The organism is Sediminibacillus halophilus (genome assembly GCF_900103695.1).
Lineage (GTDB): Bacteria > Bacillota > Bacilli > Bacillales > Amphibacillaceae > Sediminibacillus > Sediminibacillus halophilus.
In genome coordinates this window covers 541,103-567,743 of the sequence record NZ_FNHF01000002.1, presented here as the reverse complement: position 1 = coordinate 567,743, position 26,641 = coordinate 541,103, and the positions used below count along the sequence as shown (strand labels likewise).

Annotated in this window: 21 protein-coding genes; 15 read left to right on the top strand and 6 right to left on the bottom strand. The window is 44.6% G+C overall.

The genetic code is table 11. The annotated features are described in order from the left end of the window. Positions 1 to 59: 59 nt before the first annotated feature. Complete coding sequence (gene zwf / locus BLR82_RS09715) at positions 60 to 1,535, bottom strand: glucose-6-phosphate dehydrogenase (RefSeq protein ID WP_074598783.1); 1,476 nt, start codon at positions 1,533 to 1,535, stop codon at positions 60 to 62. A gap of 303 nt (positions 1,536 to 1,838) precedes the next feature. Between zwf and BLR82_RS09710 the strand changes: the two genes are divergently transcribed. Together BLR82_RS09710 and BLR82_RS09705 are read left to right on the top strand one after the other, a co-directional pair. Next, positions 1,839 to 2,849, top strand: a complete 1,011-nt coding sequence (locus tag BLR82_RS09710; RefSeq protein ID WP_074598782.1) for a LacI family DNA-binding transcriptional regulator — start codon at positions 1,839 to 1,841, stop codon at positions 2,847 to 2,849. 80 nt (positions 2,850 to 2,929) lie between these two features. Beyond that, positions 2,930 to 4,615, top strand: a complete 1,686-nt coding sequence (locus BLR82_RS09705; protein ID WP_074598781.1) for a glycoside hydrolase family 13 protein — start codon at positions 2,930 to 2,932, stop codon at positions 4,613 to 4,615. A 148-nt stretch (positions 4,616 to 4,763) separates the two neighbouring features. Here the strand turns inward: BLR82_RS09705 and BLR82_RS09700 are convergent, their stop codons facing one another. The 5 genes from BLR82_RS09700 to BLR82_RS09680 form a co-directional block, all read right to left on the bottom strand. Next, positions 4,764 to 7,259 carry a CBM96 family carbohydrate-binding protein gene (locus BLR82_RS09700; RefSeq protein ID WP_074598780.1) on the bottom strand — a complete coding sequence of 832 codons (2,496 nt, stop codon included), beginning with the start codon at positions 7,257 to 7,259 and terminating at the stop codon, positions 4,764 to 4,766. A 93-nt stretch (positions 7,260 to 7,352) separates the two neighbouring features. Continuing rightward, positions 7,353 to 9,647: a DUF4962 domain-containing protein gene (locus BLR82_RS09695; protein WP_074599109.1), complete on the bottom strand. Its 2,295-nt coding sequence runs from the start codon at positions 9,645 to 9,647 to the stop codon at positions 7,353 to 7,355. Between the two features lie 139 nt (positions 9,648 to 9,786). Next, positions 9,787 to 11,340 (bottom strand): extracellular solute-binding protein, encoded by a 1,554-nt coding sequence (locus tag BLR82_RS09690; protein ID WP_074598779.1) that lies wholly within the window; start codon positions 11,338 to 11,340, stop codon positions 9,787 to 9,789. A 147-nt stretch (positions 11,341 to 11,487) separates the two neighbouring features. Continuing rightward, the gene (locus tag BLR82_RS09685; protein WP_074598778.1) at positions 11,488 to 12,369 is read right to left on the bottom strand and encodes a carbohydrate ABC transporter permease; all 882 of its coding nucleotides are present in this window, start codon (positions 12,367 to 12,369) and stop codon (positions 11,488 to 11,490) included. A gap of 14 nt (positions 12,370 to 12,383) precedes the next feature. Next, entirely contained in the window at positions 12,384 to 13,292 is a 909-nt protein-coding gene (locus BLR82_RS09680) for an ABC transporter permease (protein ID WP_074598777.1), read from the bottom strand. A gap of 230 nt (positions 13,293 to 13,522) precedes the next feature. Here BLR82_RS09680 and BLR82_RS09675 point away from each other — a divergent pair, with 230 nt between their 5' ends. The 13 genes from BLR82_RS09675 to BLR82_RS09615 all read left to right on the top strand — a co-directional run bounded on the left by BLR82_RS09675 (position 13,523) and on the right by BLR82_RS09615 (position 26,641). Then, complete coding sequence (locus BLR82_RS09675; RefSeq protein WP_074598776.1) at positions 13,523 to 14,563, top strand: response regulator transcription factor; 1,041 nt, start codon at positions 13,523 to 13,525, stop codon at positions 14,561 to 14,563. After that, positions 14,563 to 16,368 (top strand): cache domain-containing sensor histidine kinase, encoded by a 1,806-nt coding sequence (locus BLR82_RS09670; protein WP_074598775.1) that lies wholly within the window; start codon positions 14,563 to 14,565, stop codon positions 16,366 to 16,368. The genes BLR82_RS09675 and BLR82_RS09670 overlap by 1 nt, the downstream gene beginning before the upstream one ends. Positions 16,369 to 16,476: 108 nt before the next feature. Next, a complete protein-coding gene (locus tag BLR82_RS09665) occupies positions 16,477 to 16,785 on the top strand; it encodes a cupin domain-containing protein (protein ID WP_074598774.1) in 309 nt (102 codons plus the stop codon). A 45-nt stretch (positions 16,786 to 16,830) separates the two neighbouring features. Continuing rightward, a complete protein-coding gene (locus BLR82_RS09660; protein WP_074598773.1) occupies positions 16,831 to 17,478 on the top strand; it encodes a YesL family protein in 648 nt (215 codons plus the stop codon). Between the two features lie 37 nt (positions 17,479 to 17,515). After that, complete coding sequence (locus tag BLR82_RS09655) at positions 17,516 to 18,295, top strand: SDR family NAD(P)-dependent oxidoreductase (RefSeq protein ID WP_074598772.1); 780 nt, start codon at positions 17,516 to 17,518, stop codon at positions 18,293 to 18,295. A 309-nt stretch (positions 18,296 to 18,604) separates the two neighbouring features. Next, positions 18,605 to 19,786, top strand: coding sequence for a hypothetical protein (locus BLR82_RS09650; RefSeq protein WP_074598771.1), 1,182 nt, complete (start codon positions 18,605 to 18,607; stop codon positions 19,784 to 19,786). Continuing rightward, positions 19,783 to 20,352, top strand: coding sequence for an isochorismatase family protein (locus tag BLR82_RS09645; protein WP_074598770.1), 570 nt, complete (start codon positions 19,783 to 19,785; stop codon positions 20,350 to 20,352). Before BLR82_RS09650 ends, BLR82_RS09645 begins: the two co-directional genes overlap by 4 nt. A 210-nt stretch (positions 20,353 to 20,562) precedes the next feature. Beyond that, positions 20,563 to 20,949, top strand: a complete 387-nt coding sequence (locus BLR82_RS09640) for a PH domain-containing protein (RefSeq protein WP_175486786.1) — start codon at positions 20,563 to 20,565, stop codon at positions 20,947 to 20,949. Between the two features lie 326 nt (positions 20,950 to 21,275). After that, positions 21,276 to 22,199: an ArsR/SmtB family transcription factor gene (locus BLR82_RS09635; protein WP_074598768.1), complete on the top strand. Its 924-nt coding sequence runs from the start codon at positions 21,276 to 21,278 to the stop codon at positions 22,197 to 22,199. Between the two features lie 222 nt (positions 22,200 to 22,421). Further along, a complete protein-coding gene (locus BLR82_RS09630) occupies positions 22,422 to 23,435 on the top strand; it encodes a family 43 glycosylhydrolase (RefSeq protein ID WP_139186930.1) in 1,014 nt (337 codons plus the stop codon). Between the two features lie 57 nt (positions 23,436 to 23,492). Continuing rightward, the gene (locus tag BLR82_RS09625) at positions 23,493 to 24,779 is read left to right on the top strand and encodes an ABC transporter substrate-binding protein (protein WP_074598766.1); all 1,287 of its coding nucleotides are present in this window, start codon (positions 23,493 to 23,495) and stop codon (positions 24,777 to 24,779) included. A gap of 96 nt (positions 24,780 to 24,875) precedes the next feature. Further along, positions 24,876 to 25,811, top strand: a complete 936-nt coding sequence (locus BLR82_RS09620; RefSeq protein ID WP_074598765.1) for a carbohydrate ABC transporter permease — start codon at positions 24,876 to 24,878, stop codon at positions 25,809 to 25,811. After that, the gene (locus BLR82_RS09615) at positions 25,808 to 26,641 is read left to right on the top strand and encodes a carbohydrate ABC transporter permease (protein ID WP_074598764.1); all 834 of its coding nucleotides are present in this window, start codon (positions 25,808 to 25,810) and stop codon (positions 26,639 to 26,641) included. The genes BLR82_RS09620 and BLR82_RS09615 overlap by 4 nt, the downstream gene beginning before the upstream one ends.

Sequence of the window (26,641 nt, the reverse complement as noted above, 5' to 3'; positions counted from 1 at the left end):
AAAAAGAACCAAAAACCAGTTCATGGAAGCCGGTTTTTGGTTCTCTTGCTATTCAATGATTATATGGACCACCAATGGAAACCATCGTTTTCCAGTAATTCATTCGCCGCTTTCGGTCCCATCGACCCCGACTCGTAGTTAGGGAAATTTGCTTTCTTAGCAGTCCAGGCCTGTGAAATAACGTCGACGAACTTCCATGACAATGCAACCTCGTCCCAATGGGTGAAATTGGTAGAATCCCCAAGCATGCAATCATATAACAGGACTTCGTAAGCTTCTGGTGTGTTGATTTTGTCCCCGTTATGACTGTAGTAGTTCAGTTTGACTGGTGTGGAAGTAGTACCGACACCTCGCTTCTCGGCGTTTAAGTGGAGGGTGACCCCTTCATCCGGATGAATATGGATAACAAGCAGGTTCGGCTGTATATCTTTTCCTTTATTAAAGTACAAGTTCATTGGCAGTTCTTTGAACTGTACCACAATTTCTGTTGCCTTGGCAGCCATTCTTTTTCCAGTACGTATGTAGAATGGAACCCCGGCCCAGCGGAAGTTGTCGATTAACAGTTTTCCGGCAACAAAGGTTTCGGTATTTGATTCTGAGTCAATCGCAGTTTCATCACGATAGCCTTCTACTTGTTCTCCATTGTTCAGCCCTGCACCATACTGGCCGCGCACAAAATAATCGTCGACAGTATCGGGTGTCATGGTCCTTAACGCTCGTAGTACTTTAATTTTTTCACTCCGTATTTCATCGGGGTTCAGTTTGATCGGCGGTTCCATAGCCAAAAGGGCAAGCATTTGCAACATGTGATTTTGCACCATATCCCGCAACGCCCCGGATTTATCATAGTAACGGCCGCGTTCACCTACTCCAAGCGTTTCACTGGAAGTGATCTGAATATTGTCGATGTACTGGTTGTTCCACAGCGGTTCAAAAATGGCATTGGCAAAGCGGATTACTTCAATGTTTTGCACCATTTCTTTCCCAAGATAATGGTCGATCCGGTATATCTGCTCTTCGTCAAAAGCTTGACGGATTTGTTCATTCAATTGTTTTGCCGAAGGATAATCGTGTCCGAAAGGCTTCTCAATGACGAGACGTGACCATCCTTTTGTATCTGTCAGTCCTTCATTTTTTAAATTTTCTGCAATGGTTCCAAAGAAGTTAGGTGCCATGGCCAGATAGAATATCCTGTTTTCTTCGGTATGGTGCTTTTCGTCCAGGCGCTCAAGGAGGTTTTTTAACTCCTGATAGGAAGCCAAATCGGTCACATCGAACGGCTGATAGTAAAAATGAGAAAAGAACCCATCGTTGATTTCTTCGTTATCCGGCCTTGATGCTTTTACAGACTGTTCCACATTTTCCCGGAATGACTCATTAGTATGCGGTCGGCGTGCGACTCCAACGACAGCAAAATCCTCTGACAGTTTGCCGTTTTTATAAAGCCGGTAAATGGAAGGGAACAACTTACGGTTCGCCAAATCTCCAGTTGCTCCAAATATTACAAGTATGGATTTTGGATTTTCCTCGTTCATAACGTTCTTGACCTCACTTTATCGTTTATGGTTATGCTTTAGTATGTGATAGATGAATGATTAAAAACGTCTTTACACGATGAAAAGTTACAAGGAGACGTTTCTTTCTACCATACCATGTAAGTATCGAATGACAAAATTATTGAACCCTGATTTGGTGCATCTTTTCAGGAAAACGTTTACAAATTCGCTTTCTTTTTTGAGAATTCTTACTAATCCCGTTGACACCCTGATAACGATTAAGTAAACTTTACAAATACAAGAAAAAGAAAACGTTTACTTTATTAGCTAAGGGAGAATGCCATGAAACCAACCATCAAAGATGTAGCCAAACGTGCCAATGTATCGATTGCTACTGTGTCACGGATCTTAAATCATACTTCCGTTGGTTATTCCGCCAAAACGGAGAAACTGGTGAAGGGGGCAGTAGAGGAACTGGGTTATCGGCCAAACGCTGTTGCACGGGGATTGATCAATAACAAGACCCAAACAATCGGTGTGTTGTTTCCCGATGTGTCCGGTATGTTGACATCAGAATTGCTCTACGGGGTAGAAGAGGTGGCGCATCGGCTTGGGCATAGCGTAATCTTTTGCAATACTTCGTCCAGTGGGAAAAAAACGCTGGATTATCTTCAGTTATTGTCCGAAAAGCGGGTCGAGGGAGTCATCTTTGGTAGTTCTCTGTTGACGGAAGAATATTACAATGCGATTACTGCAATGAATGTTCCTACCGTTTTGGTATCGACAAAGTCACAAAAGCATTCGCTTCCATATGTAAAGGTGGACGACAAGGATGCTGCTTATGCCGCTACTGCATATCTCATCCAAAAGGGCCACCGCCGTATTGCCATGTTAAGTGGCAGTCCGGATGATAGTGTAGCGGGACAGCCACGGATAGATGGCTACAAGCAAGCTTTGCTTGACCATGGATTGAATGGGGAAGGGTCCTTTGTTTTTACTGCAGATGGTTTCTCCTACGAGGATGGTAGAGCGTTGTTTACTCAACTTTACGATGCGGGCAGGGATATAACGGCCGTGTTTGCTGCGAGTGACGAAATGGCAGTAGGGGCACTTTCAACGGCTTACCAAATGAACATCCGAATTCCGGATGAACTGTCGATTATCGGCTATGACAACTTGAAAATATCGGAAATGGCCATCCCACCGTTGACGACAGTAGAACAGCCATTGCGGGATATGGGGAAAAAGGCGGCAGAATTACTGTTCGAGGGAATGGAAACGGGGATGCTCGGAAAAAGCATTATCATGCCGCACCGTATCATTGAGCGACAATCCGTGAAGCAATTGGTATGAGCAGAATGGCTTGCGAGAATCAGCAAGCCTCTTGTCCACGATAAAGAGTAAACGTTTACGTAAATCAAGGAGGAGAAGAGATGAGCGAACAATGGTGGAAAGAGAGCGTTATTTATCAGATTTATCCAAGAAGCTTCCATGACAGTAATGGTGACGGGATCGGTGATATTAAAGGAATCACCGGAAAGCTTGATTATTTGAAGAAACTAGGGGTTGACGTGGTTTGGTTGTCACCGGTTTACGATTCCCCGAACGATGACAATGGCTATGATATCAGGAACTACCATGAAATTATGGAAGAATTCGGATCGATGGATGATTTTGATGAACTGCTGCACGAAATGCATAAACGCGGTTTGAAGCTGGTTATGGACCTGGTTGTCAATCATACTTCCGATGAACATGCCTGGTTTGTCGAGTCCAAATCGTCCAAAGATAATCCGAAACGGGACTACTATATTTGGAGGTCTGGCAGGGATGGCAGGGAGCCGAACAATTGGGTGTCAGCTTTCAGCGGTTCCGCTTGGGAGTACGATAAAAAAACCGATGAATATTATCTGCATCTTTTTAGTAAAAAGCAACCGGACTTGAATTGGGAAAATCCAGAAGTACGGGAAGATATCTATCAGATGATGCGCTGGTGGCTCGATAAAGGTGTCGATGGATTCCGCATGGATGTAATCAACTTTCTATCTAAAGATCAACGATTTCCGGATGGGGAAGCGGAACCTGGGCAGCGTTTTGCCGATGGAGGCAGATTCTTCGCACAGGGACCGAGAATCCACCAATTTATACAGGAAATGAATCAGAAGGTTTTATCACAGTATGACATTTTGACAGTAGGAGAAATGCCTGGTGTTACGGTAGAAGAAGCGAAGAAGTTTACTGCTGAAGATCGGAATGAGTTACAAATGGTATTCCATTTTGAACATGTCGGTTTAGGTGATGGACCGAACGGAAAATGGGACAACTTGCCCTGGAGGTTGACAGATCTGAAGGAAATCATGACCAAGTGGCAAAAAGGACTGGAGAAAAAGGGATGGAACAGCCTGTACTGGAATAATCATGACCAACCACGGGCTGTATCCCGATTCGGAGACGATGGGCAGTATCGTGAGCAATCGGCAAAAATGCTGGCTGTTTGCCTGCATTTGATGAAGGGGACACCATATATTTACCAGGGGGAAGAAATCGGTATGACAAACGTACCGTTTCCATCGATAGAAGAATGCCGGGATATCGAAACGTTGAACTGGTATGAAGAACGAATGAAAGAAGAAGGGGTTGATTCGGCCGACTTGCTCGAAGCAATCTATGCAAGAAGCCGTGATAATGCCCGGACACCAGTCCAGTGGGACGCAAGTGAGAATGCCGGATTCACGACAGGGGAGCCATGGCTGCAGGTTAATCCGAATTATCAAGAAATCAATGTGGAGAGGGCTTTGGCGGATCCAGATTCTATTTTCTATTTCTATCAAAAACTGATTGAACTTCGGAAGCAAGAGAAGGCGATTGTCTATGGAGATTACCAGCTTTTACTGGAGGAGGACGAAGAAATCTTTGCCTACACCAGGACACTTCACAAGGAAACATTGCTGGTCGTCTGCAATTTCAGCAGCAATAAGCAAAAGCGCAGATTCACCGATATAACAGGCGGCAAACAACAGCAATTATTGATCACCAACAACCAGCACCGAATCGATCAAGACGACCTTACCGAAGTAACCATACAACCATATGAAACATTTGTCTATAAACTGACCTGATTTAATAGTGGGGTCAGAATAGTGGGGTCAGTCCCCCAATATGGTAGCGCTGCGTCTTGGTAGAGTGGTGGGGGACTGACCCCATAAAAGCCTCCATAAAAATAGTCTCCGGTTTTTAACTGACCGGAGACTGCTTTTTTAGGATGTTCTATGGTTTGGTGGTGATGTACAGAGCTGGACTGCGGGTTTCGTTGGTTTCTTCTTTTGAATAGATGTTGACGTTTCCGTTCTGTCCTTGTATATCAGCGACAAGAAAACTGATCGCTTCTGTACCGTACTCCTCTACAAATGCGGTTACATCTAATTCATGCAGGGTCGGTTCAGATTGGTCGACGGTAATGGCACCCAGGTAAAACGCTGAATCTCCAATTCCGGTTATTTCTACTTTTTCCGATCCAACATTGGGAGCACTTCGCCAGGTTATGGTGTCTTCCTGCCATTCGTTATTTAAAATTCCATAGACTGCAAGTGTGACGGAAGAAGTATTGCTGCCGGTCTTCCCTGTCAATTGAAGTTCAGCCGACTCTATTTCTTCGAGGTCATGCAAGTCAAACTGATAGAGTGCCATTCTTCCTTTGCTGCCGGCTGAATTTTGTTTGATATTGAAGTACTTATAAAAATTGCGGTCAGGATCTCCCGTATCGATCAAATCCTGATCCATGACTCCGTAATTCACATCAGGCTTCTCAAAGTCTATCAATGCGTCATCAGAAGGCACAAGAGCCTGGCTGATTGATTCATCTCCTATCAAATTGATATAATCCTCACCAGCAGTCCGCCGAATGATATTATCTTTAATTGTAATCTCTTTTCCTGCTTCTACACGAATTCCGTTGGTATTTCCGATTAGTTTATTTTTTTCTACTAATATATTTTTCGGTATTCCAGCCCCCTTGCCGCCGTTACGAGTATCCCCATCATCTTCTGCAATAAAGATACCCCAGAACCCCTCGGCATTGTTGTTCACTATTTTATTGTTCTTAACGAGGGTACCGGGCGCATTCAATAAATAGATACCTTTCGCGTTGGGCGGCGTCGATGTGTGCATGATTTTGTTGTTCTCTATCACTGTTCCCGGTGACCCCATCATGACAATAATGCCATCTCGCGTATCTTTTAACGTATTATGGTGGATATAATTTCCTGAACCCGAGGCTGAATGGGAATTCGGCGGTGTCCCGCCGGTATTGCCGACACCGATACCCCCACGCGGGATATCGTCTAAGTGGTTATGGCGTATCTCATTTAAATATTCCCGCTGGCCATGCAAGTCGACTGCATCATGGATGACGCCCTGATAGGTATTGTGCTCAACCAGGTTGTTGTGGGCATAGTTTTGGATCAACGTTCCGTGCCGAAGGTAGGGACCTTCGAAATGGCTGTTTTTAACTACATTAAAATACGTGTCATTGGCGTGTCCGAGCCTGTCGATGCCTTGTATTCCCTGGATTCCGACTCCATAGCCAGCACCACCCCCGCCGACATCCGTCGCATTTTTAAAAGTCGCATGTTCGACGGTGTTCCGGTTGCTTTTTTCAATCCTCACTCCCATGCGCTGAAATTTTTCGATGGTGATGTTGCTTACTGTAATGTGATGGGAGGGCTGTCCGGCAGAATCGGCAATAAAAATTCCGTAAGCAGGTCCGCCGCGATCGGGATTATTTTCACTTGGATTTTCAGAATAATTGCCATCAAAAGTAGAAGTGATGGTCAGATTGGATATCGTCAAATCCTTTTTTCCATAAGCAGTCATGACTTTACTGTTGGGAACTTCTCTCATATCGAAGTCAGATATCAATAAAACACCTGTTTTTGTTTCACCTCGAAGGTTTACTTCATCCTTTAAGTAAATGTGGGAGGTGAAATCATTTTCCATGGTGCCCTTCAAGTTGTAAGTTCCATTAGGAAAGTACACCTCATCCCCGGGCTCAGCAGCTTGTATAGCAGCATTGATGGCGAGGGTATCATCATTGCTGTTATCCCGTAAATCAGCCCCGAAATCAGTGACATGGATGGTCTTCCCGGTCACCGGATGTGGAGAGGGTGGTGTATAAGGTGTTTTGTCGGGATAATAGAGCCCCGCCTTTGTGAATGGATCGGCGTCAGGCACAGGACCTGGATCAATAGCCTCTAATTCTTCCACGATGGGGCCGTCAGGATTGGGTGGGTAGATATGGGCAGCGGTAATGCTGTTCCAATCGTTACGTGAATTCCCGTAACCGATAATCCTTACAAACCTCGCTTCCTGATCAGCAAAGTCAAAGGCTTCCAGATTGATGGATGTGCCGCTGCTTTCCTGCTGTTCAACAACCTTGTTCCATTCTTCCCCGTCGATAGACAGTTCAATATCTACGGTGGTGGAACGAATATCGCCGTTATAGAAGCCAAGCCCAAGATAGCCCAACTGCTGTCTGCTTCCCAAATCGTATTGGATCCATTGGCCGATTCCTTGAGCGGACCATCTCGTTGATAGATTGTCATCAAGGGTATTTTCCGGAACATTTCCGTCGTGTACACTAGCGGTGACATCGATGACAGGATAGTGAAAAATCGATTCCTCAGCTTGGAGACTTCCGTGACGGGCAGATAAACAGAACCATAGTGACAAACAGATAAGGCTGAATAAAGCGATGCTTTTTTTCATACTTCTCCGCCTTTCGTTATATTTTCTCATTGTAAAAACCAGCGAGAATCTCCCTGGGTGAAAAGACACTCGCCGGTTATATCCAGTTGGTAATTAGAAATCTTTCGGCAGTTCCAGCCGGAACGTCTTGCCGTCTTTTGTAAAATAGTATTGTTGACTAAAGCCCTGATCATCAATGAAGTAAGAGACATAAGCCGGTTCCATTTTCTTCATCGGATGAAGCAGCGTGACAATCCGGTGCTGGGATGCCGGACGGGTTCTTGCCTGCAGCCGCCAGTGGATCGGACTTCCTTCCAATTCATCTAGATTGACGCCGGGAAAGTCATTGTACTGGTTGAGCGTTAATTCTCCGCTTGAGCAATGGACAAATCTTCCCTCCAACGCTGCTTTTTCTCCTTTTACCACAAAAGACTGATGGGAAAGCTCCATTTCTTGAAGGCTATGAAGAAGCCAGTCGATTTCCGCATCCTGTTCCAGGTTGACGGTGTCCACAATTACGAAATAGCTGTCATCGACAAAATATGTTTCCCGCATATAATGCAATAAGTAAGGGACATCGTGTTGATAAGCAGCAGTTGCATCCCCGCGTATATAAGCATAATTTTTCTTCTGTTCGACCGTTTCGATTTGTCCGCAGGCATCTTTGGCCAAGAACTTATCTTTGCCTGCATACTGGCCCTTCCCATCGATCAAAATGGCGTTTTTGGAAATCGTCTGCCTGCGCCAATTAGAATGCATCGTGCTGTTAAATGCGACATAATACCCGCTGTGAATCGCCAAAGGATCACCAAAGGCATGCAGGATAAAGGCGTTTTGATCGCCATGGCTGTGACTGATCGAACCATAAGGACTGCTTTTCGTTAGATACATAATATGTTCATCAGGATCATCCATCCGGCTGTGCACCGCAGCCCAGCCGACATCTTTAAACCATTTTACGGGAGAGATATCGGAAGGGGCTTTGGCCTTAACTTCCGGATAATCGTGTAGATACATCATTTCGTCAAAATGAAAATCCCACCAGCCCTTGTTGTAAAACTTTTCATATGGGTCGGCGTCATACTTTCTTGTCTGCTCGTAATACCATTGGTAATAAGGATTCCCGGTCACTCCAGCAAATTGACGGATATTGAAGCCCACCTTTAAACCTGGGAGGTCGCCTAGATTGGCGTGATCCCCGAAACTGGCACGGTTTGTATCGGGTGGATAGACATATAAAGGGAAGTCGCCGGTATTTTGAAAAAAGGGTCGTTGATACAGATTATAACCGTTGAAGTTTTTCAACAGGTTCATTGCTTCGATTACGTAAGCCATACCGGTCATCCAGTAATGGGGACCTTCAGCCCAGCCGCCATCTGCCCCGCCCCAAGGGGTATAAAGGCCGCTATAGTACTCAAGGGTGTAATCAAGCCACTCTCTTGCCTCGGGAACGTCGTCGAACAATGCAATCCCGGCCGGAACGAGAACTGATGACAAAGCACGGACGGCATGACTGTCATATGGGACCTGATGGATTTTCGATCGTTCGATGACATGAAAGGCAACTTGCTCAGTTCTGATGAACAACTGCTTCTTTACAAAGTCAGTCTCATCCTCAGACAGATATGGGAGCAGCCAGTCATAGCCCCAGCTAAGTGCACCGACAATACGAAAAGCGGCTTCATCGTTGTAGTCCCTGGACGTCGGTCCATTCGGATTCCAATTCGCTGTATGAAGCAGCCATTCTTTTGCTTTTGCCAGGATCTGTTCATCTTTTAAAATCACACCTGCTACACTTAAATGGCGGATTGCATGCAGAACTTGCTGACAGTCCATATACATTTTCCGCCAAAGCTTTGCGGTACGCTGATGATTTGGGTAAGGTTCCGGTTCCGGGATCAGTGGCATAGTTAGAAACGGTTCTACGGAATGTTGGTAAAAATTTTTCCAATGACAATAATCGGGATCGGCAGACAAGCAAGAGCGGAAATCGGACAATGTTTCTTCCGTCAACCAGAGCCGGGGCCTGGCGGTGCTCACCTCTTTATATCGGATTTCACGGGCCGGCAGAGGTGTCTCTGGAAGATCTTCCGATATCGTAAAGCGGCGGACTTTGCTCCAATCACTGACTTGGTTTTGCTCCTTATCCAACAGAGCATAACGCCAAAAATAGGTGCCGGACGGCAAAGGACGGTCCGGTGTAAATAGGTTGTGTGGTATCGATTGGTAGGTCCAGGTATTCTCCTGCGTAAAACCAGTGTCGGGGGAAATCTGCAGCACATAAAAGTCATCTTCGAGCTTCGCTGGCATCCAGGTGAACCGTGGGGGGTTCTCGATTATTCTGGTCTGTTCATCCGGTTGATAAGGGACATTCAATGTACCACTTTCCGGCTGGTATAATTTGAACAACGTTTCTTTCACAAAAAGACCTCCTCTGATCAAATTGGTTCCCGCTTTTCTAAATCCGCTGGCGACCTTATGGGCCATGGGGGAACCGAACGGAAGTGAAAAGCGGGAGTGGATGGAAAAAATATCAGGAAATCATCATTTATCGGGACAACACGCCGTCGTCCTCGTTATAACGTTTGGTTGCTTCTTCGATTGCCTGGCTTCCGCCCTTGTTCAGCCATTCTTCGACGATGGTGTCATGATAGTCGAGCGGTTCCTGTCCAAGGATGATTTTGGCTGCCCCGGTCATCCAAACATCAGAAGGGGTGTCGCTGCCAGGACGGATATCCGGGTTGCTTTCCATGGCTTCTAATGGCGGATCGTACAATATACTGTCACGTCCTTCGTTACTAAGGATCTCATCGAATACCGACATCAGCTGTTGCCCTTCCTCGGTCAGCTCAAGGATACCCTCTGTGTATGTGGCATCACGGATCATCCATAGCCAACGGTTGCGATAATGCTGCTCATTAAGGAAGTTGGTATCATCTTTCATCTCATAATTAACGGAGCCATCGTCGTTAAGTGTGTACGTATCGCCTTCTATTCCATAAGTGAAAAATCTTTCTGCTTCCTCCGTGACTTGCCAGTCGAAGAATTTGATGATGTCTTCCACATTGGCCTCCGTTTCACTGCTGATCAGGAAGGAGCGGGTCACCTGGCCGTATAAGTAGTGGCCGCCCTTTCCATCAGGACCGACTGGTGATGGAATAATGGCAACTTCGGCTTCCGGTACGTTGTTTTGGATTTCCTGTTCCCATGCATTGACTTCTTCAGCATTCATCGACCACATCCCTGTGTTTCCGGCGATGATGTTACTGCGATATTCCGGCTGCTGGATAGTCAAAAATTCTGGATGGATCAACCCTTCTTCATACATGGTGCGGTAGTATTCCAGCGCATCCTTGATTTTGTCTCCGGCCATGAACTTCGGTACAACTTCATCGTTGTAAAGCTCCCACTGATATGGAAAGGCGTCGAAGGCACCGAAAAATGTATCCGAATATTTGAAGTCTTCCCGGCCCTGATATGGGTTCTTTACTCCTAACTCTTTAAAAGCACGCATGACTTCGAGAAACTCATCGGTTGTTTTTGGCACATCCAACCCCGTTTTCTCCAGAAGATCCATACGGATGGCCGTTCCCCGTCGTGATGGATTGGATAAGTATTCCGGAATGGCATAAATTTTTCCGTCGTAGGTCACCCGGTCCCATGCTTCCTGGGGAATCGCTTCGAGAAGGTGCTGGCCGTGTTTTTTTAACAAATCATCCAGCGGCATGAAGGCGCCTGCTTCGACCCCGCCGGCTAATTCCGGACCTAGCACCCCGCCACCGGCCTGCATGACATCGGGGATATCATTGGAGGCGAGCATCAATGTCATCCGCTCCACATATTCATTGTGGGGTACGAGTCGGATATTGATATCTGTTCCCGTCAACTTTTCCAGTTCTTTGACGTATTTATCTTCATTGATGTCCGGATGGCTCTCTACATATGGTGTTGCCAGCGTACGCATGGCAATCGAAAAACCGGATCCTTCGCCTTCGCTTCCTCCCTGCTCGTTCGAAGCTTTTGATTCTGAATCCTTGCACCCCGCCATTACTGCGATGAGAATGACCAACATGACTCCAAGTAAAACCGTTCGCTTTTTCATTTGTTCCTCCCCTTTTTGAATAAGAAAATGTAAGTGCTTACAAAAACTTTAACACATTGCCTGTAAGGGCGCTTTCGTCTGTTTTTAGATACAGTTGTCAATTTTTTATACAACTATTCCGGATTGCCAACTGGAGTGATATTCGTTTTAATCCTTTAAACTGCCCAGCATAAACCCTTTGATAAAGTGACGCTGCAAAAAAGGATAAATCAGCAGAATCGGGACCGTGGCTACAATTATGGTGGCCATTTTGATTCCTTCGGGAGAGCTCGAGAGCATCGTCGTGTAAAAGTCAGAAGTCGGATCAGAGGTGAAGTTTTCATCGACGATCATTTCCCTTAATTTGATTTGAAGTGGATACAAGCTTCGGTCTTCGATAAACATCAACGCATTAAAGTAAGTGTTCCAGTGAAAAACAGCGTAAAAAATTCCGAGAGTTGCCATTGCCGGCTTGGAAAGTGGCAGCACGATTTGAAACAGGATGCGGAGTTCGCCCAGTCCATCCATACGGCTGGACTCAATCAGTTCTTGTGGAATCTGCATAAAGAAAGAACGCATCACGAACAAGTTAAAGGCACTGATAGCTGTCGGAAAAATCAATGCCCATATCGTGTTTAACAAACCAAGATTTTGGACCACCAAAAAGGTCGGAATTAAGGGTGCCGAAAAAATCATCGTAAACAATACCATGAACAGCAGGAACTTACGGCCCAACAATTCCTTTCGCGATAGGGGATAGGCAAGTGATGCGGTCGCAATCAAATTGAATAGGGTGCCGAACACCGTGATGAAAATCGTGACCCCGAAGGATCGCCAAATACTTCCGTCCTGAAAGACAAAGTTGTAATTATCGAGGGTGAATTCAACTGGGAGGAAACTGACCTTTCCCTGATCAATCGCTCCTGAACTGCTGAATGACTGAGCCAATACGTGAATAAACGGAAGAATCATAATAATGGAGACGAGAACCAATATAAACATGTTGGTTCTCAGGAAGGCTTTGCGAGCACGACTCTCTTTGATAGCCATACGATCATTCCTTTCTAATATAAACTGTTGCCGGTGGTTTTACGGCTGACAAAGTTGGCCCCGACCAGCAAAATCAAACCTACTACCGATTTAAAAATGCCGATGGCGGTTGTATAACTATATTGGTTTTGCAATAAACCTGCCTCATAGATATACGTATCAAAAATTTCTCCGTTGACACGGTTAAAAGGGTTCAGGAAGACATCGACTCGTTCAAAACCGAAGTCTAAGAAATTACCGATTTGCAACAAGAACAACATCATAATCGTCGGCATCAGGGTGGGGATGGTGATTTTCCAGGTTTGCTGCCATCGATTGGCACCGTCAATATCCGCGGCTTCATACAACTGTGGGTTGATTCCTGCTAAAGCAGCTAAATAGATAATCGTACTCCAACCGGTTTCCCGCCACATTCCGGAGCCGACAATAATCGTACGGATGAAACTGTCCTCTCCAAGGAAATAAATCGAATCAATGCCAAATAGATTCAGAAAATGATTGACCATGCCGGTTGATGGAGATAAGATTCCAATAAATATGCCACTAATAATCACCCATGACAGAAAATGGGGCATGTAAACGATTGTTTGGATAATCCTTTTTGCAAGCATTTTTCGGACTTCATTTAACATCAAGGCAAGAATGATTGGAGCAGAAAAACCGAAAACAATATCATATAAATTGATGAGCAAGGTATTTTTTAAAATCCGTAAAAATTCCGGATATTGAAACATCCGCTCGAATTGTTCTAGTCCTACCCAAGCACTTCCTGTAATCCCTTGAAAAATGTTGTAATCCTGAAAGGCGATCACCGAGCCCATAATCGGGATATACTTAAAGATGATAAAGTATGCAATGCCTGGCAATGCAATCAAATAAAGTGCTTTATGCTTCCAGATTAGTGCCAGTTTCCGTGAAGTCATTTGGCTACCTCCCTTTTTAAGATGCTGTCATTAGCTTAGTCTTTGAAAGGGTTTTCATCTATGGAGTCGATTTTGTACAATTTGTGTTTTTTTTGGATATCGGCGGATTAAGTTACATAGATTTACTAACAAATTCATTTAAAAAAATGGATTTCCCATACCTATTCATCGTCCATTCGTTTATAATAGGCATAAATGTAAGCGCTTTAATAAAGGGGGAGGGTATTGAATTGCGGGTCCTGATTATCGAAGATGAACCGTTGACTAGGCGTGGACTGATAAAATTGCTGCAAACGATTCGAGTAGAAGGGTTTAATCTGGACAGCATTTCCGAGGTTGCCTATGCCGAAGATGCAATTCCCTATTTACAAGAGGAAAAGTTTGACATTGTTTTCACCGACATAGAAGGCGGGGAAATGAACGGTTTGGAATTGATATCCGGTTATAAGGAGCTGCAGCAAGGAACGCAGTGGGTAATCGTATCCGGGTATGACAGCTTTACTTTCGCACAAAAAGCGATACTGTGCGGGGTCAAAGAATACTTGCTCAAACCAATTACCAAGGAAAAGCTTTCTCAAACCGTCGAGCGGTGTTTGCAAGGATTGAAAACCAGACAGCATGATTTTATCGGAGCAGATGAGATTGATGAGCTGCTGACAGCGTTGGAAGAATCTATCTGGTCCTTGAATCGTCTGGAAGCTGAGACGGTCTTCCTGGAATGGTCCGGCAAAATGGAAATAAAGCAGCTTTCCGTTGACTATTATTGCAACATTTTGACCCACGTGATGGAAGTGCTTTTTCATCGAATTGCAACCAAGGGCAGCCAATTGATGAATGCTTTTCACTGGGAGATAGCAGTTGCAAGCAAAAAAGAGGCAGAGCGGTTATTTTTGGGAAAATGCCTTGAGATCCTCCAGCTGCTTGAGCAAAAACGTAAAGGGAACGAGATCGACCCGATTGAAATGGCCAAAATATATATCCTCGACCATTTGGATGAAGACATCAGCTTGGAAGAAGTTGCGGGCAAGCTTGGGTTAAATGCATCATACTTCAGCCAACTGTTTAAAAAGGAAACCGGACAGACATTTGTGAAGTACCGGAGCAGTCTACGCATGGAAAAAGCCAAGGAACTCTTGTTGAAAAAGGACATAAAAGTGATCGACATTCCTTTTCTGATTGGATTGAACGATCATCCGCATTTTACGAAGACGTTTAAAAAGTACACGGGACAGACGCCTTCAGGCTTTCGGAGGAAGATGGGGGTGGATTGATGAAGGGCTGGATATACCGTTTGAATATTCAACAGCGGCTGCTTGTCTATTTCATTATCGTGATCCTTGTCTCCGTCAGTCTGGTTACCTGGTTGTTTTATCGGCAGACCACACTGGAAATCAAAAAGCAATCAGAGGGCTATTTGGAGTACATTGTAGAAAATGCCAGTTATCAAACGGATTTATTTATCCGGGACTTGGAATTGGCTACCTTGCCGCTGTTGACGGACCGTACCGTGAAAGGCTTTCTGGAAATCGATGAGAGTCAGAAACTGGAGCAGTATTACTATTCAAAAGAGATTAAAAGTCAAATGCATAACCTTAACTTGAAAAATCAGCATTTAAACCTGATTTATCTTCTTGGCGAAAACGGACAGTATGTTCTTTCTAAAAATAAGTCCTCCTTGGAAGAGGAACCGTTTCCTTCAAAATCAATCTATCAAAATTTGCTAAAAACAACGCCGGAAAACGGCCGGATTCGGCTGCTTGCCGACCGGAGTCTGTACAACCAGGAGTATGTCGTCAGTATTGTCCGCAGGGTGCGCGGATTGTCTTCATTTGTGCCGAAAGGGATACTCGGGGTGGAATTGAATGCAACGGCATTGGAAGAACTGTGGAATATCGCCCAATTTGAAAATGGGACATCCCTTTGGATTTTCGACGACAATCATCGGGTTGTCTATCATCCAGATCAAAAATGGCTCGGCAATCCTATTGGCAAAGAATTAGAGGACCAATTGACCACAACCGGCAAGAAAACGTTTATGGGGGATTGGAACGGCACAGAAATGATTTTTTATGCCGATCACTCTGACCAGACCAATTGGACGCTGGTTGCCATGACACCGAAAGAGGTGATTTATGAACCAGTTGCCGGAATGAAAAAGCAGGTGGTATTGGTCCTTGCTTTGTCTCTGATGGTAGCGCTGGTTGTTTCCGTTGGGTTCGCAAACAGTATTGTTAAGCCTTTAAGGAAAATACAAAAAGGTATGAAAAAAATGGAAATCGGTGAATGGGAACCGATTAAACCGCTTCAAGGAACCGATGAGATAAGCAGTGTGGTCAGCAGCTACAATAAAATGATCGACCGCTTGTCGACATTAGTCGACGATTTATATGCCGCTGAATTGCAGAACCACAAAGTGTTATACGAAAAGCAAAAAATCGAACTTCAGGCCCTGCAATCACAAATCAATCCTCATTTTCTCCATAACACACTGGAAACAATGAATTCTTATGCGATATTAAACGATGCGGAAGAAATTTCTGAAATGGCTATCGCCTTATCGCAAATGTTCCGCTATTCGGTTCGTAATTTGGAAATCGTCACCCTGGAGGATGAAATGAATCATGTGAAAAATTTCATGATCGTGGAAGAACACCGTTTTCAAAAGCACTTGCCGATAACATTCGAGATAGAGGAAGATCTCTTCGAGGAAGAGGTGGTCAAGCTGTCTTTACAGCCGCTTGTAGAAAACGCCATCCACCATGGCTTGCGCAAAAACCGGTACAAGGGAGAGATTACGATCCAGGCAACTGTCGAGGAGGGGAGACTTCGTGTGGAAGTAATCGATAACGGTGCTGGAATCCCGCCTGATCGACTGCGGGATATCCGCAAAATCCTCCAACGAGAAGATTATCAGGTTGTCAGCGACAAGATGGGAATCGGGGTCAGCAATGTTCACCGTCGAATTCAATTATTATTCGGTGAGAAGTGCGGGTTATCTATTCAATCGCAGCTAGGAGAGGGTACAAAAGTCTCCATGGAAATACCATGCAAAGACAGACGAACCAAAGTCGGTTAACGATTGGCTGCTAAAAAAACCCCTGTACCAGCTAAAAAAACCAAAAGTGAAAGCGCTTGCTGTTCTGTTACTATATATAGTATCAATTCCAGAAAGGGGTACGATCATATGCCAGAAGAGTGGGAACAGGCAGAACCAGGGGTAAAACGCAAAATTTTTACGCCAGGTGAATCATTGATGATGATGGAGGTCCATTTCGAAAAAGGGGCAGAGGGATCGGCACACAGTCATCCGCATGAACAATTGACCTACTGCATGGAGGGCAGCTTTGAATTCACCATCGAAGGCGTAAAGCATTTTTTGCAAGCAGGAGAAACATTAGTGATTCCAGGCAATCGGATCCATGGTGCACTGGCTCTTGAACAAGGTATTTTGCTTGATACATTCACACCGCTTCGCGAGGATCTTTTAAAGTAAACCACGTAAAGGAATGATAGTGGAGGAGGAAAGGGGGCAGTCCATATGGAAGAGGGAATGATGGGCAGGTTCAGTCTATTTTGTGAGCAGGTTTATTTCCTCGTAGCATCACAAGTACGTGGCATGGCCGGTCTGTTGGCTGGCGGGATTGTATTAGGTATATTTCCGGCGTTATATGCCACATTCGCAGTCATGGAGACACGCCTTCGCCACCCGGAAACGGAAACAAACGCAGGCAATGTCTTTTGGTCTGTCTATAAAACTAGTTTTTTAAAATGCCAACTCTATGGCTATGTCTGGCTGGCACTCGGTTTGTTTCTTTATTATGACATCCGCCTGCTGTTCAGCTATTCGAATGTGCTGGCGTTTGCAGGAGCCTGCCTTCTTGTCAGTTTGCTGTTCATATACCTTCTGTCTTCCCTGCTTATCCTGCCAATAGCTGTCCGCTATCGGTTGACCGTTTTAAACAGCGTCCGTTTATCCGGAACAATTGCCATCTTAATTCCGTTTGTTTCCTTGGCCTTAACCATTTTGACAATAGGTTGCGGACTTGTGTTGGTTTATGTTCCGTTGCTGTTTCTGTTTTGCGGAGTCAGCTTCCTTGCTGCGGCTAGTACTAAAATTGCTTCTTATGCTTTCAGAAGGATGGAGCAAAGTGGCTATCTGCGGTTAGGGGATGCTGGAAGTCAATGATATCTATCTACAAACGCACTGGAAAAGGAGTGAAAGAATGATTGATTTATATGGAAAAAAGGCGCTTGTTACAGGAGGTGGAACCGGAATCGGGAGAAGTATCGCTCTGACATTGGCTGAAGCCGGCGCCGATGTAGTCGTCCATTATGGGAAAAACAGGGAAGGCGCTGAGGATGTAGTCCGCCTGATCGATGAACTTGGCCGCAAAGGCCGGGCTGTTCAGGCCGATGTACTGAAAAGTGGTGACATAGAATCGTTGGCTGCTGAAACAGCAGCTTTTTTTAACGGTGAGCTTGATATTCTGGTGAACAATGCAGGCCACATGGTACAACGGGCGACAATCGAAGAAATGAGCGAGGAACTGTGGCACAAGGTGATCGACGTCAATGTAACCAGCACATTTCTTGTTACCAAAGCTGCCCTGCCGTTGCTTAAGTCTGTAAGCAAAGATGGTAAGTCAGATGGAAAGGTGGTCAACATGACTTCGGTTGCTGCTCATAATGGAGGCGGGCCGGGGGCATCTGCCTATGCTGCATCAAAGGCTGCTGTACTGACTTATTCAAAAGCCCTGGCCAAAGAGCTTGCCCCTTCCCATATTACCGTCAATGCCGTATCACCTGGCTATATAGGTAATACACCGTTTCACAATACTTTTTCCACAGCAGAAGGACGGACCAACACGATTAAAACGATCCCTTTGCAGCGCGGCGGCGAGCCAGAAGATGTAGCCGGAGCCGTACTCTATCTCGTTTCAGATTTGGCAGGCTTCCTCACAGGTGAAACTATCGAAATAAACGGAGGCATGTACATGCGTTAATTTTTTTTGAGGGGGATTGGGGTATCGGGGGTCAGTCCCCCAACATGGTAGCGCTGCGTCTTGGTAGAGTGGTGGGGGACTGACCCTGGCCAGACCCTATGGTGAAGGAGGAACCGCTTGAAAAGACAGATTTGCTTACTCTATCAATTAAAAGGTTGGGAATGTACCGTGCCATTTGGCAGGGTGCATTTTTTGGGATTAAAGGAGATACTGTGGGCGAGCCGAAAACTATTTTTTGATGCTGCCCCAACTGTCAGGAAAATAATGTTAACATATAGTTATCTAATTGATAGAAAAGAGTGACAGATGATGAGTACCCCTTTATCAAAAAAGACTTATAGAAGATTGCTCCTCGGAGATTTGCTGTTCGGCAGACTGAATAGCTGGATTTTATTAATTCTATACGTCTTGCTTTGGAGAGTGTTGATTACGATTACAAAAATCGGTCAACTGAAAACCAATATCCCTCTGTTTTTTGTAATTGGCACAGCACTGTTAATTCTATTACTCTATCAGATTAGTATATACAGAAAGCAAATGAAAAAAGAATATCTATTTAATCCGCATAATCAATGGGAAATCAATGATTCCTCCTTGGTGATTTACTCCCCGGACAAAGGAGAACAACACACTTTTTTACTGGGCAAGAGGGCAAGGCTGAAGGAAAACAAGCAATGGTATTTTTTATACTTTCGAGATAAAACGTTTATTCCTATCAGGAAAAGTAGCAACCTTCCATTAAATAAACTGGAAAAATCCAAGTCTCTGCCTTTCTCTGCTTGGATGGTAGTTCCCGCTCTTCTGTTACTTATTACAGCTTTCGGGGCATATAATGTCGGTAAAAATGCAATGAATTTCAACGGGGCACTGGCCTGGAAATTACACGAGCTTAAGACCGATTCAAAAATCGAACTGAATAACGATGACTTCTTTAGTTATAAGTTGAAAGGCATCATGGAAGATGTAAAAGCGAAGATGGACATGGAACCGAATTTGATGACTAATGATTTAGAAATCGAGTTTGACAGGGACGGAACGATCACAAGTATCTATATGTATCTTTATGGGTATGACAACAAACATGTATTACAATCCGGGTACTTGATCTATTCTGAGGAACCCGATGGTGATAAGCTTACCGTCCATAAACAGGACTGGGAAGGAGAGGGGGACGAAACGTATAATCCGGCCAATGATTTTTCCATCGTGATCAATATGTTGAATCATATCGACATAGAAAAGGAAGCAAAAAATTGGAACGAAAGCCACTTCGGTGTGCTTTATAAGGGCATAAGAAACTGGGGCAGCAACCAGGAAGGGATTGTTTACCTGGATGAAAATGGTGAACGCAGCTTTCCTGCTGTCTCTGACCACGAAATTGTCGGCCCTTCGGTTTCCTTGTATGTACCAGGTAAGGAGGAACAGATAGTGCCAATACGGTATGTATATAAGTCGTCGGCAACTTTAAATAAACAGGGGGAGATCAAGTGAAACAAGCGCTTTTGGTGATTGATACCCAGCAGGATTTAATGGAAGGAAGTAAAGTGGAAGAAGGGGTTGTAGAAAAGGAGAAGATCATTGCAAATATCAATCTTGTGATTGAAAAGGCTAAGAGCAATAGTGCATTGATTGTTTTTGTGAGAGATTTGGAAGTAGCCGATGGGAAGGGAGCTGGATTTCAAATTCACGAGGATATTAACGTTCCATCTGAAGCTGCCATATTCGATAAAGAGGCTACCAACTCCTTTTACGGTACTCCATTACAACAGTATTTGGTGAAAAATAAGGTAGAGCATCTAGTAGTGATGGGCTGTAAAACAGAACATTGTATTGATACAGCTGTCAGGACAGCGACCATTAATCACTTTGATGTGACGTTGGTCGGGGACGGGCACACTACTAGCGATACAGAGATACTGCCGGCGAATCAAATCATTCTTCATCATAATAAGACTTTACATGGGCATTACAATGTCGACCATTTCTCCATCGTGCGAAATGCGAATGAAGATCTATTCCAGCCAGAGCATAATAAATATAGAGAATCTGACGATTGAGCTTTGAAGAGGAAGTGCTTGTTTTCTCGGAAGACGGTAGGCGTAAGATGAATGATATGTTTCCAGAAGCCTTCTATTGTTTCTCTGTGTAGAAAACAGGGCAATTTAAAGGGTGAAATACAGGGAGCCTTCGGCTTAAAGGAAGACAGTCCAGGGCTCTTTTTTGTTGCAATAATTTCCTTGCTGTATAATCAGAGGAGAAAGGCAGGGATGAACATGTTTGATAGTATTAAAGATACGATAGAAAATGCTGGTTTTGGTCGTAAAGGGATTATGAAAAGGTATATCAATACTTTCTCCGATAATAATCTGGAAAAGGATGAGAAACTGTTAGGAGTGGCTGCTCCAAGCGATAAACCGACTAAATTGTTATTTGTAACGGACAAAAAAATGTGTTTTTATCATATGGCAGCTTCCGATCAATCGAATGATTTAAAAGTACAAAATGAAGAAGTGACTTCCTGTGATGTAAACAGCAATAATGGGCTTGCCGAGCTTACCATCACAACCACGAAAGGCAACATCACGATTAACAAAGTGCCGGAACAGACAGCCGACCAAATTAAAGATATCATCGAAAAAATATCTCAAAAGTAACCTCCCCCTCTTTTAGCACCACATCGTAAGGAGAGTGTTACTGTGTTGGGGTCAGTCCCCCAACACAGTAACACTGCGTCGCGATAAAATGTGGAGATAAGCTTCAAGTGGGCAAATCAAATTAGCGGTCTCTTGAGCAATATTGTAACAGCACAAATGGAAAACAGCTGTATTGTCACTGGGGTCAGTCCCCGGTTTGATTTTGCAACACGGGAGGGTCAGTCCCCCCTGTCGAAGGTTGTTGGATGCTTGTGCTTTAAAATGGGAACGCTTTAGTTTATACTTTTATTATTACAACAAAAGTTAGAATAAAAGTGGGGAACATAATGAGAACGTTACATTTAAACTTCGAAGAAGCAATCGAAATATGCAAAGCGATATCGAACAAACATAGAATGGCAATATTGCGTCTCCTGAGTGAGCGGCCGCACAATGTCAACGAACTGGCCGAGCGATTGGATTTGCCGTTTTCGACAACAGCAGTCAATGTCAAAAAACTGGAGGATGTCAATTTAATCATTACCGAATTGCTTCCCGGACGGGGCACCCAAAAAATCAATACCAAGAATTATGACCAGATTGTCATCGATATCGGACCGCAGGAAACCAAAAAACCGGAGCATGCCGTCGTTTACGATATGCCGATCGGCGAGTACAGTGACTGCGAAGTGGAACCGAGCTGCGGTCTGGTCGGGGAAACAGACTATATTGGAATACAGGATGATCCGCGTTCTTTTTATGAAACCGGACGTTCAGAGGCCCAGCTCCTTTTCTTTAAAGCAGGTCATGTCGAATACCGATTTCCGAACAGGCTTCCCTATGGAGACAAAGCGACACAAATCGAATTTAGTGCCGAATTATGCTCGGAAGCCCCTTTGTATAAATTGGATTGGCCATCAGATATAACCGTCTGGGTTAACGGCCATGAAATTGCCACTTGGACTTCACCTGGTGATTTTGGCGGAGAGCGTGGTTTTCTCACACCGGACTGGTGGATGACCAACCATACGCAGTACGGCTTATTGAAAAATTGGCGAATCACAAAAGAGGGATGCTTTCTCGATGGAATGAAAGTCAACAGCGATTGCACAATCGATACATTAAAAATAGCAGAAAAACCGTTCATATCATTTAAAATTGGAATAAAAAGCGATGCTGTGAATATGGGCGGCTTGAATTTGTTTGGAAATAAGTTCGGAAATTACGAACAGGGCATTGTCATGAAACTCAAAGTGGAAGAAAAAAATTAACGCACTATCTTCAGAAACACCTGTAGACCAGTATTCAGCGGTCTACAGGTTTTTTTTTACGGGGAAATGTTCCACTGTTCTCCTTCTGGTTCGCTTATTATATTTTTTGTATTTTATAACAATAATAGTTGAAATATAACATATTTATATATTATAATCGTGTTATGAAAAGGGTTACAATCCATGGGAGGGAGGAGAAAACAAATAAGAGTCATAAAAAAAATGCTCCTATTAGGAGCTATCTGTGCGGCATTGGCCGGTTGTTCATCAGGGAATGGACAAAGCGAAACACAACAGATGTATCAAAATCCAGTGTATGAACCAGTTTTAGCAGATCCTTCTATCTTAAAAGCTGAAGATGGTTATTATTACGCTTATGGCACAGAGGACGCGTGGGGGGATGACTCTGAAACGAAACTGGTGCCGATCGTCCGGTCAAAAGACCTGACAGAATGGGAGTACATCGGTGAGGCATTCAAGGAAAAACCTGATTGGAAAGGATCCGGCAGTATATGGGCACCTGATACCCATCATTTTCGGGACAGCTATTATTTGTATTATTCCTTATCTGTCTGGGGCGACAGCAATCCTGGCATCGGGGTAGCCGTTTCGGACACACCCGAAGGTCCGTTCGAGGATAAGGGGAAATTGTTCACTAGTGAAGAAATTGGCGTGGATAATTCCATAGATCCTTTTTTCTATCAGGAAGACGATCAGGCCTATCTGGTTTGGGGAAGCTTTCATGGCATTTATGGAGTCGAGCTGGCAGATGACGGACTTTCTGTACAGGGAGAGCCTTTCGAAATAGCCGGAACAGACTATGAGGCCCCTTACATGGTAAAACGTGATTCACAGTATTACTTTTTCGGGTCAAAAGGGTCCTGTTGTGAAGGAGAAAATAGCAGCTATCATGTTGCTGTCGGACGATCAGACAGTTTTACCGGTCCTTATGTGGATCAGGAAGGTAAACTGTTGACGGAAAATGGCGGGACGACCATATTGGACGCCGACACAGAAAGTAAGTTCGCCGGTCCGGGTCATAATGCCATCATCACCGATGAAGCAGGAAAGGACTGGATGGTGTACCATGCGATTGAAAAAGAAGATCCATTATTATGGTCAGGAGCTTCCAGAAGACCGTTGATGATTGATCCGATTAACTGGGAAGATGGCTGGCCAGTTGTAAGAGACGGCAGGCCAAGCGAGGAACGGCAGGAAGCCCCCGTCATTGAGTAGACGGCTTATATTTTCCAGTTAAATGTAAGCGCTTATATTAAAAAAGGGAGTGTCATGATGAAACAGATGAAAAAATGGTTGGGCACCTTATTTGTTGGATTTTTAGCCTTGGTACTTGCAGCTTGCAGCGGGAACAGTGGAGTAGCAGACAACAATGGAGGCAGCGGAGAGGAGGGCGGGTCTGGTGACAGCTCGGAAATTACACTATGGGCGCCATTCTCCGGTCCAGATGGTCCGTATATGAAGGAAATTGTTGATGGATACAATGATTCCCAAGAGGAATATACAGTCGACTTTCAGATTGTGCCGCAAACGGAATATTATAAAAACGTCGATTTGGCTATCAATGGCGAGAAGAATATGCCGGACGTGATGATCATGCATGGCGATCAAATTTTCACTTATGCGGAAAAAGATGTACTCCGTAATATGGACGATATCATGGGGGACCAAATCAGTGAAGAAGAATACCACCCAAGTGCGATTGAAGGCGCTTCAGTGAATGGAGAGTTATACGGAGTACCACTGGATATCCATCCATTGTTGTTCTATTGGAACAAGGATATGTTTGAAGCTGCCGGTCTCGATCCGGAACAGCCGCCAACCAACCGAGATGAGTTCATTGAATATGCACAGAAACTGACGGATAAAGAAAACAACCAATGGGGATATGCCGTTCCTACCTTATGGCCACAGGAATTTATTTTTCCGACAATCGTCAATCAAAATGGCGGTGAGTTGTATAAAGACGGCGAGGTGCAATTTACCTCTGATGCGGTGGTCGAAGCATTGCAATTTGAAAAATCACTGATTGAAGAATATGAGGTATCACCGAAAGACGTTCAGCAAGACGGCGAAGTCACCTTGTTCCTTCAAGGAAAGAGCGCTATGCAGTTGAATGGTCCATGGATGCTTGAACAATGGGAAGAATCTGGAATCAATTATGGTGTGGCACCGGTTCCCCAGCTAGGAACGGAACAGGAGGGAGTCTATGCCAACTCGCATAACTTTGTCATCCCGCAAAACACCGATGATGCGAAGCTGGACGCTATTACAGATTTTCTTAGTTATGTAGGAGACAATGCCATTTCCTGGGCAGAATCCGGCCAGGCACCAGCATCGAAAGCCGTGTATGAAAGCGATGAATTCCAGGAAGTGAACGAACAGTCTTCTCAGGTTGCCAAGCAGTTTGATTATGTCAGCTTTGCCCCTGATGTAGATAACTGGGGTCTTGCAACCAGCCCGTTGATGGAGGCGGTCAATGTAGCGTTGCTGGGGCAAAAAGATGTAAAGGAAGCATTGGAAGAAGCGCAGCAAAAAGCTTCACAAGCATTAGAAGAGTAACCAGAGTGGAATAAGCAGGCGGCGGAAGCTCCTGCTTATTCTATGAAATGATAGTTCCAGTAGGATGACAAGCTACATGAAATCGAGGTGAAGGCAATGGACGAAGTAAAACAGCCAATCAGTAAAGCGAAAAGGGACCGGCGTTCGAAGCTGACTTCCTTTTTGTTTGTACTGCCGTACTTAATTATGTTTTTGGCCTTTTTATTTTTTCCGCTTATTTACGGAATTTACATTAGTCTGAATGATTATAACTTGTTGGCACAAGACCACCCATTTATTGGATTCGACAACTATGCCCGGATTTTCAACCCCGACTCCGCGATGTTCACCCTGTTTTTCGACGGCTTATGGAATACGGTTAAATTCGTAGTTTTCTCCGTGCCGCTGCTCGTGATTATCGGTCTCGCCCTGGCGCTGCTATTGAACAGCCTGCCGGGAAAAATCAGGGGATTGTTTCGAACGATTTACTTTATACCATACGCGATTTCGGTTTCGGTTATTTCCATCTTATTTCTGTGGATTCTCGATACAAATTCGGGGTTGTTGAACAACTTTCTGATGAATCTTGGCTTTGATCCGGTTCCTTGGCTGACAAGGCAGCCATTTGCATGGATTTCCTTAGTGGGAGCTACCGTCTGGTGGACGCTTGGCTTCAACATGATCATCTTCATCAATGCACTGAATGAGGTGCCGGAAGATATGTACGAAGCAAGTGCAATCGACGGGGCTACCGCCTGGCAAAAATTCATTCATATTACGCTTCCGTCGATACGCCCAATCATGTTGTTTGTTGTGATCACCTCGACGATCGCTTCTTTTAATGTATATGGCCAGCCCTATTTGATGACAAGAGGCGGGCCCGGTGATTCCACAGAAGTATTACTGATGGGAATTGTCGACCTGGCGTTCGAGCAGCGTGAACTGGGAATTGCATCGGCGATGGCACTGCTTATGTCCTTAATCATGATTGCGGTATCGATTGTCCAGTTTAAAATATCCAATCGAAATCAGGAAGGGAGGAAAGCCAGATGAAACGAACGGGAAAAAAGACGGCATTGATCATTCTTGCTGCCATCCTCGCACTGTTGTTTCTGATTCCGCTTGCCTGGATGATTTCAACTTCCTTTAAAAATGACTTCGAGGCGATTGCCGGAGGGCTGAACTGGATACCGGAAGATTTCACTTTTGAAAATTATACGTATACCTTGCTTGGGGAAGGGGTGGATGTACCGATCTTTAAGTGGATGTTCAACTCTTTGTTTGCCGGGATTGCCGGTACTGCCATCATCGTTAGCATCGATGCGATGGCTGCCTATGGGTTGGCACGGTTGGACGTTCCGTTGAAAAAATATCTGTTTCCTTTGTTCATCAGTACGTTGATGATTCCTTTTGTGATCACGTTCCTTCCTATGTATATGCAGTTCAGTAACTTGGGGCTGTTGAATACCTATGCTGTATTGATTTTTCCTTATACAGCCAATGCGTTCGGCGTGTTTTTGCTTTATCAATTTTTTCGGTCGTTCCCGAAGGAATTAGAAGAAGCGGCCCACTTGGACGGTGCTAATAAATGGCAAATCTTTTTACGCGTAGTGGTCCCTTCCGCCAGGCCGATTTTGTGGACATTGGCCATCTTCTCCTTCATGCAGATTTACAATGATTTTTTATGGCCGCTGGTTGCGACGAACACGCCGGAGATGCGGACGATCACCACCGGAATTGCGATTATGCAGCAGGGCAGTTTTGTATCCTCTTACGGAAAATTAATGGCATTGACGACAATTGCCACCGTTCCGATTCTAATTGTGTTTTTAATTGGACAGAAGCAGTTAATCAAAGGTATTACACAAACGGGCATCAAATAA